This window comes from Clostridium brassicae (assembly GCF_026738875.1).
GTDB classification, from domain to species: domain Bacteria; phylum Bacillota; class Clostridia; order Clostridiales; family Clostridiaceae; genus Clostridium_H; species Clostridium_H brassicae.
On sequence record NZ_JAPQFJ010000003.1, the window covers coordinates 267,824 to 279,737 of the forward strand.

General features: G+C 26.6%; 14 protein-coding genes and 1 pseudogene. 10 read left to right on the forward strand and 5 right to left on the reverse strand.

The window, feature by feature from the left end:
• Positions 1-153 precede the first annotated feature (153 nt).
• From OW729_RS05080 to OW729_RS05090, 3 genes are all read left to right on the forward strand, one after another.
• Complete coding sequence (locus OW729_RS05080; RefSeq protein WP_268060377.1) at positions 154-438, forward strand: hypothetical protein; 285 nt, start codon at positions 154-156, stop codon at positions 436-438.
• A 154-nt stretch (positions 439-592) separates the two neighbouring features.
• Positions 593-781, forward strand: coding sequence for a hypothetical protein (locus tag OW729_RS05085; protein ID WP_268060378.1), 189 nt, complete (start codon positions 593-595; stop codon positions 779-781).
• Positions 782-792: 11 nt separating this feature from the next.
• Entirely contained in the window at positions 793-1,002 is a 210-nt protein-coding gene (locus OW729_RS05090) for a hypothetical protein (protein ID WP_268060379.1), read from the forward strand.
• An 87-nt stretch (positions 1,003-1,089) separates the two neighbouring features.
• Here OW729_RS05090 and OW729_RS05095 read toward each other — a convergent pair whose 3' ends face one another.
• Positions 1,090-1,338 (reverse strand): helix-turn-helix domain-containing protein, encoded by a 249-nt coding sequence (locus OW729_RS05095; RefSeq protein WP_268060380.1) that lies wholly within the window; start codon positions 1,336-1,338, stop codon positions 1,090-1,092.
• Positions 1,339-1,577: 239 nt separating this feature from the next.
• The gene (locus OW729_RS05100; RefSeq protein ID WP_268060405.1) at positions 1,578-1,829 is read right to left on the reverse strand and encodes a helix-turn-helix domain-containing protein; all 252 of its coding nucleotides are present in this window, start codon (positions 1,827-1,829) and stop codon (positions 1,578-1,580) included.
• Between the two features lie 201 nt (positions 1,830-2,030).
• On the opposite strand from OW729_RS05100, the gene OW729_RS05105 reads away from it, so the two are divergent.
• The gene (locus OW729_RS05105; RefSeq protein WP_268060381.1) at positions 2,031-2,159 is read left to right on the forward strand and encodes a hypothetical protein; all 129 of its coding nucleotides are present in this window, start codon (positions 2,031-2,033) and stop codon (positions 2,157-2,159) included.
• A gap of 34 nt (positions 2,160-2,193) precedes the next feature.
• Here the strand turns inward: OW729_RS05105 and OW729_RS05110 are convergent.
• Positions 2,194-2,427: pseudogene (locus OW729_RS05110) on the reverse strand (ABC transporter substrate-binding protein); the annotation flags it as partial.
• A 171-nt stretch (positions 2,428-2,598) separates the two neighbouring features.
• On the reverse strand, positions 2,599-3,669 hold the full coding sequence (locus tag OW729_RS05115) for a TPM domain-containing protein (RefSeq protein WP_268060383.1): 1,071 nt from the start codon (positions 3,667-3,669) through the stop codon (positions 2,599-2,601).
• A 269-nt stretch (positions 3,670-3,938) separates the two neighbouring features.
• Between OW729_RS05115 and OW729_RS05120 the strand changes: the two genes are divergently transcribed.
• From OW729_RS05120 to OW729_RS05145, 6 genes are all read left to right on the forward strand, one after another.
• Positions 3,939-4,613 (forward strand): response regulator transcription factor, encoded by a 675-nt coding sequence (locus OW729_RS05120; RefSeq protein ID WP_268060384.1) that lies wholly within the window; start codon positions 3,939-3,941, stop codon positions 4,611-4,613.
• On the forward strand, positions 4,610-5,638 hold the full coding sequence (locus OW729_RS05125) for a sensor histidine kinase (RefSeq protein WP_268060385.1): 1,029 nt from the start codon (positions 4,610-4,612) through the stop codon (positions 5,636-5,638). The genes OW729_RS05120 and OW729_RS05125 overlap by 4 nt, the downstream gene beginning before the upstream one ends.
• A gap of 348 nt (positions 5,639-5,986) precedes the next feature.
• A complete protein-coding gene (locus tag OW729_RS05130; RefSeq protein ID WP_268060386.1) occupies positions 5,987-7,240 on the forward strand; it encodes a S41 family peptidase in 1,254 nt (417 codons plus the stop codon).
• Positions 7,241-7,264: 24 nt separating this feature from the next.
• On the forward strand, positions 7,265-8,029 hold the full coding sequence (locus OW729_RS05135; protein ID WP_268060387.1) for an ABC transporter ATP-binding protein: 765 nt from the start codon (positions 7,265-7,267) through the stop codon (positions 8,027-8,029).
• Entirely contained in the window at positions 8,016-9,917 is a 1,902-nt protein-coding gene (locus tag OW729_RS05140) for an FtsX-like permease family protein (protein WP_268060388.1), read from the forward strand. Before OW729_RS05135 ends, OW729_RS05140 begins: the two co-directional genes overlap by 14 nt.
• Positions 9,918-10,080: 163 nt before the next feature.
• Positions 10,081-10,866, forward strand: coding sequence for a YwqG family protein (locus OW729_RS05145; RefSeq protein ID WP_268060389.1), 786 nt, complete (start codon positions 10,081-10,083; stop codon positions 10,864-10,866).
• 120 nt (positions 10,867-10,986) lie between these two features.
• Here OW729_RS05145 and OW729_RS05150 read toward each other — a convergent pair whose 3' ends face one another.
• Positions 10,987-11,517: a serine/threonine protein kinase gene (locus OW729_RS05150; protein WP_268060390.1), complete on the reverse strand. Its 531-nt coding sequence runs from the start codon at positions 11,515-11,517 to the stop codon at positions 10,987-10,989.
• Positions 11,518-11,914: the final 397 nt, after the last annotated feature.

The window sequence follows — 11,914 nt, forward strand, 5'->3', positions numbered from 1 at the left end:
GAAGTTTAGATACTTAGTCCAACTTTTTTTACTATAGATTTATATAGTGGCTATTATAGACAATTATTCTTTAAATATATAGTTGCTAATGTAAGTAGCTACTGTTCATTTAAAACAAATTATTAAAATAAATAAACTTTTAGGAGGATTACTATGGAACAAATGTTAATTATGTTAAAACACTCTTTAAAGGAATTAGTGTTTTGTCTTGTTATGTTACAAGTTGCAGGTTTACTGTTTTATATGCTAATTCCAAAATCAATTTTAAAAAGCTTTAGGATAATAGGCAGGTGCATTAAAACTATACTAATTCAAGCTAAAAACGCTTGTTTACACTTAATTACTAATTATAAAAATAAAAAGCAACTTTCTTATGGGCGTAAGAAGGTTGCTGATGGAAAGATTATTAATTTAAGTAAATATCAAAAAGCTAAGTAATTTATTTTTTTAACACTTTAAGATGGATAATTACAATTAAATATTTATTGTTTTTATCTATCTTATCCTTAATTATAACCTCTTAATATTATTTTATTCAACCTCAATAATTTGTTTCTTCATTAAAAATAAGTAGAAAATGGAGGATTAATATATGAATATAAGTGTAATAATTAGCATGGCAGGAATAGGTGTGGGAGCAACAATAGCAGAGAAAGTGCTTAATGCTTTTGGCAAAGCAGACATGGCTAGTTTCTGTAATATAGCAGGATTATCGGGACTTGGGCTTACAGCTATAGGAATAGTTACTAAATTAATAAAAGCATTATCTCTTTTAGCATAGAGGTGAACTAAATGGTAGGTACATGTTTAATCCAAATAGCTAAAGCTGGAGCAGTAACTCTAATAGTTTCAAAATCATTAAAATGTTTCGGGAAAAGAGATTACGCAGATATAATAAAATTTTCTGGAATTTGTATAATGGGTGTACCAGTAATAAATCTTATTAGATATTTTATAGAAAATCCACCTTGGTTTATTAAAGTTATTCAAAAGATATTTTAAAAACTGGCGGAGCAGAGGATCTATTTATATTGTTGTTATTAATTTATTTTCTAGTGTTTTTATTTAAATAGAACAAAAAGCCATAGATTAAATTCTATGGCTTTTTTTACACTGCTCTTTGCATTTAAGACAACTGCAATATTTGTTATCAGTTACTAGTAACCCAACACATATTTCTAGCGCTGATGAAATCTTATGTAGTGTTTGGAGTGTTGGGTTTCTTTTATATCGTTCTAGTGCAGATATATAACTTTTAGACAATCCAGCCCTTTGAGCTAATTCCATTTGGCTTATCTTTCTTTGTTCTCGAAAAAATTTTATATTATTTTTAAACACATTTCATCACCAATTTTAATATATATTAAAATAAGCCAAAAATCATTACATAAATTATAGAAAAATAAGTCATAAAAATGAAACAAATATCATATATGGTAAACATGAAAAATTTGTCTAACGGTTGACTGGTAGTGTACGATTTTTATGTTATAATGCAAGTGGAAGAGAGAAAAATGGAGCATTTGTAATAAATAAATAGTACTTGAGAGCTATTTAGGTTTTTTAGTAATAAATAATTATTTATTTTTAAATTTTTGAGAACATGCTTTTGAAAAGGATATCCTTAAATTTGTTCTGCAAAGGAGGTAGTCCAAAGAGACATCAAAGTAATCAGCTATTTTAACAAGTAGTGAAATATTAGGTTCTCTGTAACCACTCTCATAATTAGTAAGAGCAGTACGAGTTATGTTCAAGGCTTCGGCTACTTCTAGTTGTGTTCGATCACTATCCTCACGAATAGCTTTTAATCTAGTATGGAATTCCCACATTATAATCACCTCAAGAAAATCCTATCATGGTCATTATATGCAAGAAAAAAATGTCACAGAGCGTGACAGTTAAATACAATACTATGTGCGAACATGTGTTCTTGAATTTTAAAGCTATAAGAGGTATAATTTAGTAGTAAAGGTAATTGTAAGAATATCTAAAAAGATACTTGATAATACAAAATACAGGGGGAATCTGAAATGGATGAGACAAAAGAAAAAATAGAAGAGTTGATAAAAGATAAAAAGCTAGACTATAGAGAAATAGAAGAGTTACTAGATAATGTAATAAAGAGATTAGTGAGTTATAAGGACACTGGGTTAATCTAGTGCCCTTATTTTAATAATATTCTTGTGCTTTTGTAATGGTTTTATCTGCACCTTGACCTGTAGATAAATCTATGTCCAAGCCTTCCTCTTTAAAGAAACCTTCATTTATGGCTACGTACATAGGAGCATAGAATACAGAACGTACTACTTCGTTTAATTTAACTGTTTTAATTTCATTTTTTTTCTTGGAGCTGCATCCGTAAAATATAGAAGAAACTATGAAAAGTGTAGTCAAAATAGATAATAAACTAAACCATTTTTTCCTCATAAAACTTTACCTCCGTTAGATTTGTTATCATATTATTATATGAAATCTAGCTTATGAGGGTGAGTGGTTTATACTTAGTTCATGTACTAATAATATAATTTAAAAACAAAAAATCCTTACAAAATTATGGTTTTGTAAGGATTTTTTAGTACATAATAGTGAAATTTTAAATTACCAATCAGAACTATCGCTATCATAATCTGATGAAGAATCATCCCAGTCAGAACTATCATAATCAGATGAAGAGTCGTCTCCCCAGTTAGAGTTACTATCATAGTCAGATGAAGAGTCATCTCCCCAATCAGAAGTTCCATCAGATAGGTTCCAATCTCCACTGGTTAATTCAGTATCTTCATCATAAGAATCATTGTAAGAACTATTATAAGTGTGATGATTATGTTCAAGTGCTTTATCAATACCATGTGTAACTAATCCACCTACAACCATGCCTTTAACAAAGTCACCTCTGTTATTTCTAGAATTGGAATAATATCTCTCATCTGTTCTTCTATAAGGTGGTTCGTAAGTTGGATTATTAAAATTTCTATTGTTGTTTGAAACATTTGATGATCTAAAAGATGCATTATTATTTTGAAAATTATCTAATCCATGTCTTCTTGCCAAATTTTCAACATTTCTATCTGATCTTTTCTTTAATGAATATACTATAAAAACAATTATAACAAAAACAGTTATAAGAAATATTATTAATCCAGTATGGCTAGTTTCAGGTTCTACTGATTTGCTTAATCCTTTATCTACAACTTTAGCTTGACCACTTTTAACAGCAGTACTTGTTATAGATTGATCTATAGCCTGTCCTACTTTTAATATACCGGTATTAAAGTCTTTCTTTTTAAAATATGGATTTGGAAGAGAAACTATTTTTTGTATTTTAGATTTATTGAATACAGCATTTAATCCTGAACCTACTACAAATTTATTTTTATGGTCTTTTATTGAGACTACAAAAATAGCATACTTATCTCCTTTGGTAGATGTTTTTATTAAATTAGAAGTAAAATCATTTATGTTTTTACCATTAAGGGATTTTACAACAAATATTTTAACTTGTGCCTTGGTATTAGTTTCTAATTTGCTAAAGTTTTTATTTACTTGATTTAATGTAGATGAACTTAATACACCAGCATTATCTTTTATGTAGCTGTCTGCAGCATATACAGTAAAAGACAGTAAACATAGTAATAAAGTTGCTAATAAAATACGGAATTTTAATTTCATAATTACTACCGTCCTCTCCTAAAGGTTAGTTTTTAAAAAAATTATTTTCTCGATTCATAATATTTACTTAAAAGTAAATATGAAATTATATATAGAAAGTATAACATAAAATGGTTAAAATATACATAAAAAATGAAAATTTGACATAAAATAAAAAAACAGAGAATGTTTTATATTAACAAAAACAAATGATTATTGAATTAATTATTGCAATAAATTAGAATAAAATTATGTTCATAATATAATAATTATAAATTTGGAGTGAAACAATGTATAAAATAATGATAATAGAGGATGATTTAAGACTTTGTTCAGAAATAGAAAAAGGCCTTTCAAAATGGGGATTTAATCTTACTACAGTTAAAAATTTTGAAGATATATTTAATGAATTTGTACACAATAGACCTCATTTAGTTATTATAGATATAAATCTTCCATGTTTTGATGGATTTTATTGGTGCCAAAAGATAAGAGTGATTTCAAAGGTTCCAATTATATTTTTATCTTCAAGAAATACCAATATGGATATAATGATGGCAATAAAAATGGGGGGAGATGATTTTGTTACAAAACCATTTTCTATGGATATATTAGTAACCAAAATACATGCTATGCTTAGACGAGTGTATTCATATGGTGAAAATTTAGGAGATGTAATAGAGCATAATGGTGTTGTTTTAAATATTAATGACAGTACTTTAATTTATAATGAAAATAAAATTGAATTAACAAAAAATGAATTAAGAATACTTCTTCTTTTAATGAAAAATATAGGGAAGATAATATCTAGAGATAGAATTATGAGAATTTTATGGGATGACGATACTTTTATTAATGATAATACTCTAACTGTAAATGTAAATAGACTTAGAAAGAGTTTAGAGGATATAGGTATTTATAATTTTATAGAGACAAAAAAAGGGCAAGGATATGTTATACTATGAACTTTAAATTATATCTAAAGAATTCTATATATACAATTATACATTTTGTTATTGTAATTATAATCATTAATTTAGTATTGATAAGCAGTACAGAACTTTCTAGCTCTATTTATGATATCGTATATATAAATGTTTTAATTTTATCCGTTTCTTTGTTTTTTTTAATATTTAGATATAAGAGATGGAAAGCAGACTATAAAGAATTTTATGAGGCTTTAAATAAATGTGAGAATATAGATTTGATTAATCTTAAAAGTGATGTTTTTGAGGCAAAACTTATTAAAGATACAATAAAGATCAAGAATGAAGAGATGTATGAAAATACAAGAAAACTAAAAGAACAACTTGATGAACTAAATGATTATATAACAAGATGGGTTCATGAAATAAAAATTCCTATTTCAGTATGTGAGTTAATAGCAGATAGAATAGAGGATGATCTTGAAGTAGCTAGTGATATCCCTAACAATTTAAGAAGTGAGTATGCAAGAATAAAATTTTTAGTGGAACAAGTGCTATATGCAGGTAGAGCATCTAGTTATTCAGAGGATCTTTTAATAAATGAAGTGAATTTAAAGCAAGTAGTAAATGAAGCTGTTAAAAAAAATGCATTTTTCTTTATATCAAAAAAAATAGATTTGATATTAGGAGAAGTTAATTTTAATGTTGTGACAGATAAAAAATGGATTTCCTATATATTAGAGCAGATAATAAATAATGCTTGTAAATATGTAGATGAAAATGGAGAAGTGAAGATTTATTGTGAAGAAGATGAGAAATCAGTAAAACTTTTTATAAAAGATAATGGAACTGGGATAAGTCATAAAGATATAAGCAGAGTATTTGACAAAGGGTTTACAGGAAATAATGGAAGAAAAACAGGAAAATCAACAGGAATGGGTTTGTATTTTTCTAAAAAGATGGCTAAAAAATTAAATCATGATATAAAAGTTGCTTCTGAGTCCGGTGAGTATACAGAATTTATAGTAATATTTTATAAGATATCTGATTATTTTCAAGTTTAATAATAAGGACAATTAATGATTTTCATTAATTGTCCTTATTATTTTTATCTGATGTATAGTCACTCTAATACTCCCATTTTTTTAGTGAGAATAAAGATTGGTACGAACTTGGATAACGGTTTCAAAGAAGTAAAATTCCTAAGAATATTATTTACATTACAAAAATGTCACTTAAAACTTTTAAATGTCATGTAATGTGATGGAAGAAACATGGTAGAAATTCTAAAATTAATATATAAGATTAATTAAAATAGCTAAAACAAGATCTATTTAAAAAAAGTTATATGTAACTATATAATTTAAAATTGTAATTGGGAAATGTAGGTGTATATAAAGGAGGAGTTTATATTGAAGAAAAGAATATTGGCGGGATTGATGGTAGGTGTAATGTGTTTTGCACTTTTAGGATGTGACAATAGTGGCAAATATATTTGTAAAAGTGGAGATAGGGTAGAAGCTTGGCAAAACGATATTGATTATCTTGCAGAAGAACTTCCTAAAAGACATAAAAATTTATTTTTTAAATTAGGAAAAGATGAGTTTCATAATAAAATAACTAATTTAAAACAATCTATAAATAAAATGAATGATGATGAAGTAAGAATTGAAATAAATAAAATAATGACATCAATAGGAGATGGACATACAGGTTCAAATATTAGTTCAGAAAAAATGTTCCCTATAGATTTATATTGGTTTAATGATGGGATTTACGCTATTAATACTACAGATGAATATAGTCAAATTAAATATGGTAAGCTTAAAAAAATTAATAATACAGATATTAAAAGTATAATTAAAGATATGTCAAATATAATTACTCATGATAATGAGTCAGGGGTAAAAAGCCAGATAAAATATTATATTATAATGCCAACAGTACTTCAACCTCTTCATATTATTGATAACAAGGATACAGCTAAATTTACTTTTGAGGATAAAAACGGTAAGGATATAGAAATAACCATGAAGTCTTTGGATAGTGAAATAGTATTTAATAGAATATTAAATAAAGGAAAATCAGGAAGGAATATTCCTTTATATATGAAAAATCAGGATAAGGCATATTGGTTCCAGTATTTAAATGACAGCAAGGTAATGTATTTTAATTATAGTAAATGTGTTGAGTATGATGATGATAAGTCTTTTGAAGAATTTTCAAAGGAACTTATGGCGGCTATTGAAAAGGAACAGGTGAAAAAGCTTGTGATAGATTTAAGAAACAACCGAGGAGGATCTTCACGTGTTTTAAATGGATTTATTAAAAAAATATCAAAAAGTGAATTAAATAAAAATGGCAAAATATTCGTTATAGTAGGAAGAGAGACTTTTTCTTCTGCAATACTTAATGCCATAAGTTTAAAACAAGATACTAAAGCTATTTTCGTTGGTGAGAATACATCAGGAAAACCAAATCATTATGGAGAAGTTAAGAAATTTAAACTTCCAAACACAAATACTACTATAAGGTATTCAACAAAATATTTTAATAACTACGACAAAGATATTTCATCATTTATTCCAGATAAGAAAATCGAATTGTCAATAAATGATTATATAAATAATAATGATCCTATTATGGACTATATAACAAAAAAATAATTCAGGTTAAATAGGGGGAAAATTATGAGTATAGTAATAGAAACAAAGGATTTAAAAAAGGTTTATGGTGGTAAGGTAAGAGGCTTTACTGCAATAGACGGTATAGATATTAAAGTTGAAGAAGGAGAGTTTTTAGGAATTATGGGACCTTCAGGAGCAGGGAAGACAACTCTTTTAAATTTAATTTCAACTATTGATATGCCAACTGAAGGTAATATTTATTTTGAGAGTAAAGATATAACTAAGCTAAAAAATAAAGAGTTAGCATTGTTTAGAAGAGAAAAAATAGGATTTATTTTCCAAGATTTTAATTTACTTGATACAATGACAGTTGAAGATAATATAGCTCTTCCTTTAGCTTTATCAAAAATGAACTCTAGCGAAATAAGAAGCAAAGTAAAAGAATTAAGCGAGTTCTTTGGAATTGATAAGCATTTAAATAACTATCCCTATGAACTTTCAGGAGGACAAAAGCAGAGAACTGCAGCAGCAAGAGCAATAATAACAGAGCCATCTGTAATATTTGCAGATGAACCTACAGGAGCATTAGATTCAAAGTCTTCTGCTGAACTTTTGCAATGCTTAAGCAATATGAATAAGAAATTTAATAAAACAATAATTATGGTGACTCATGATGCTTTTGCAGCAAGTTATTGTAAAAGAATACTATTTATAAAGGATGGCAAAATTCATGCTAAACTTGATAAGAATGAATCAAGAAAAGAATTTTTTGGGAGAATACTTGAAATGCTTGCAGCTTTAGGAGGTGCTGTTAATGAATTGTTTTAGTATAGCTTATAATAACTTTAGACACAATGTTAAGGTTTATGCACTTCATATAATGGCTATGATTTTTTCTGTTTCTATATACTACAATTTTATAGCAATAAAGTATCATCCACAAATTATGAGCTTAAAACAAGCTATGGATACTATGAGAGAAACTACAATTGCTGCATCTACATTACTTCTTGTGTTTTTAATATTTTTCATATGGTTTTCTAATTCATTTTTTTTAAACCAGAAAAAGAAAGAAATAGGAATTTATGCTTTTGCAGGTATAGATAATTATAAAATAGGATTGATATTTGCAATAGAGAGTTTTTTATTAGGAATTGTATCAATTGTGTCAGGAATTTTTGTTGGAATTTTATTTTCAAAATTATTTGTTATGCTGTTATCGAAGGTTGCCTATTTGGATATTAAGTTAAGGTTTTTTGTATCAATAAAAGCAGTATTTGAAACAACAGTTACTTTTTTAATTATATTCTTAGCTATTTCAGTTTTAAGTTATGTCAATATAGTTAGAAGTAAATTAATAGATTTATTCAATGCTTCCAAAAAGCATGAAGGTATTCTAAAAATAAATTATTTTAAAGCCATAGCTTCAGTTTTAATTATAGGTACAGTATATTTAATGTGTGCTAAATTGCAAAGACTAACCGTTATAGCTTATATTCCTATAATAACCATATTAACTATTTTGGGGACTTATTGGCTATTTGGTGGTTTTTTACCAATGATAATGAGACATATTATAAATAAAAAGAATATTTTGTATAAAGGTACAAATGTCATAAGTATGTCTAATATTAATTTTAGAATTAAAGGGAATTATAGAACACTTGCTACTATTGCTATTTTAATTGCATCGGCAATAACAGCATTTGGAACTGTTACTTCAATTAAATATACCATAGGAAGTTTAGATTTAGACCTTCCATACTCATTTACCTATGAAATAGAAGGTAAGGAAGATAAAATCATGAAGGATAAAGTTGATAAAGTTCTTAATGAATCCAATCACAATGTTTTATTAAAAGAAAAAGCCAATTTTGTTCTCATTAATAAATATAAAACTAATTATGATTTTTATGGTGAAAAGTTAGTAGTAACTAAAGTTTCTGATTTTAAGAAGATAAGTAAAGACTTAAAAGTAAAAAACTATGAAGAGATTGTTAAAAAATCTGATTTGTTAAATGGTGAATGTATTTATATAGAAAGACCTAAAGTAGCTATATCAGCAGTAAAGGCTCCTGGAGGTAAAAAATTCCACATAGGTAATTTAAGTTATAAGGTAAAATCAGAATTGAAGACTCCTTTATTTGGTGGAGGAATAAATGCTGTTACTATTGTAGTTAGTGATTTGGATTATAACAATATTAAGAAACAGTTTAAAGAATATGAGTTTAATGGAATTATAGTGGATAATCAAGAAAAAAGCATGGATTTAGCTATGGGATTAAAAAACATAAAACATATAGATAACAAGCTATATTCTTTTGCTGAAAAATATAGAGCAGGATATAAACCATATGGAATTATTTTCTTTATGGGAAGTATTTTAGCTTTGGTATTTGTATTGGCTACGGGTAGTGTGATTCATTTTAAGATTTTAAGTGAAGCTTTTATGGATAAAATCAAATATGATATCTTAATGAAGATAGGTATAACAGAAAAAGAGCTTATAAAAGTAATATCAAATCAAGTATTAATATATTTTATATTACCTTTAATTGTAGGGGTAGTTCACAGCTGTGCTGCTATTTTAATATTAGGTAGATTAATAAATTATAATTTATTAATCCCTACGGCTATAAGTATAATAACTTTTGTCATTATTTATGGGATATTTTATGTTTTTACTGTAATTAAATTTAGAAAAATTGTTTATTAAAAATTATATCTAGTTTTTCACATGGAAATAATGGTATTATTGAAAAAGCAGAGAACTCAAATCTTTGATTTGGTGTGAATCGCTTTCCCAGAGTATATTGGATTATTAGTGGCGGTAGACATCGGATAAAGTTGATTCTAGCGCGAAAAAGGAGGAGAATATAGTGAAAAACATAAGATTACAAATTCCAGAAGAGTTGGAGAAATTCAGACAAGTTATAGAAAAAACCATAAGACCTTATGTAAAAATTGAATTAAAAAGTCAAAACACACTTCCGTGGGAAAGTAAGATAGGTGGTAATCCCTATTTAGAGATTGGAATGGAGTATCCCAAGACATTAAAAGGGGAACAACTAAGATTACTAGCTCAAATAAATTTTGAAGAAGTACCACATATAGAACCATTTCCTACAAAAGGAATATTACAAGTTTTTATATTTCCAGATGATTTATATGGGGCTGACTTTGACAATCCATGTAAACAAGATACATTTAGAATAATATATTTACCTGAAGTTAAAAAAGATGAAAAACTATTAGTTACAGACTTCTCTTTCTTAAAAGAATTAGAAGAAGAGTGGTATTTACCTTTTGAAAAAGAAGGCAAAATGTATTTTTCAAAGGAGTACATGCCTGTACAAGGATATACTTATGAGTTTGAAGCACTATATAAAGATATTCATTTTACAGATGAGGATATGGAGAATTATATTGATGAGTTAAATTATTCTTGTTGCCGAATAGGTGGTTATCCAGAATTTACTCAATCTGATCCAAGAGAAGGAAATAAAGAATTATCTCTATTTGATACTTTGCTTCTCCAATTAGATTGTGAGAGTGAATGCGATTTAATGTTTGGGGATTCTGGTATTGCAAACTTTTTTATAAAAGAAGAGGATTTAAGAAATCTTGATTTTAGTAATGTATTATATAATTGGGATTGTTACTAATATTAATTAAAGATAAGTTTATATAATATGCTCAGTTTTTCTATAGTAATATAAGAATAAGTTATATTTTATTTTAAAATGAAAATTCTAAATGAATTTTTTAGGTGAGTAAAATATAACTCATTCTTTCCATTCTTTATAAATATCAGGACGAGCAGTTTTTAGAAACTTAAAGAATTTTTTAGAAACTTTAAGCTTTTTTAATCCAGATATCATGTGTTTAGGATATTTTTCATTTCTAGTGTAGTTATTTTTTAAGCCAATAACCTTTATAGCCCCGCTTTTACTGATAAATATATGAGAAAGACCTGTATCTAATCTTGTAAAATTTAGTGTTTTAAAGTTCTCTATGAGATCAACTAAGGTTAAAGCTAAGGTTTCATCTAAACTGTTTTTTTTAATATAATCTATCAAACACATGCCTGAAACATATTCTCTTATTAAATATCCCGTGTGATACTCATATACTTTAGGGAAATATTTATTGTTTTCGCAGTATTTTAATATAAGGTACTCTCTTCTACATTCGTCTAAATTTTTACATATTTTTATTACTTTATAGTCTTCAGTCAAATAAATGCGTTCTTTTTTACTACGATGAAGTGTTTTACATTTGCTCAGATCTACTCCTGGGATCTTTGGATGACTCATACTGATACCTCATTTTATAGTTTATTGTTTAAGGCTATGTTTTAAGAAAGGCTGTTTCTATAAATTATTAATTTAATATAATAATTTAATTGGTATAATAGTTTAAAATATAGCCTTTTAGTTATAGCATATAAGTTAATACCATATAGAGATTTTTAAAAATCTTTAAAAGATATAGGTGTAATATATATTTATAAAATAATGTTCTTTATTATTACAATATTATTAGTTTTATAAAGTGGTGAGAATAATTCGAAAAATATAAATAAGTATGTCAACTGTTTTTGAAAATGTCCTAAAATAGTTTAATTATTAGCACCAGAAAAATCTGGTGCTTTTTTATTGCTACGCAACATCGGTTTTAAGGCGATGAGCCTGCATTTTACAATGTTTCTCA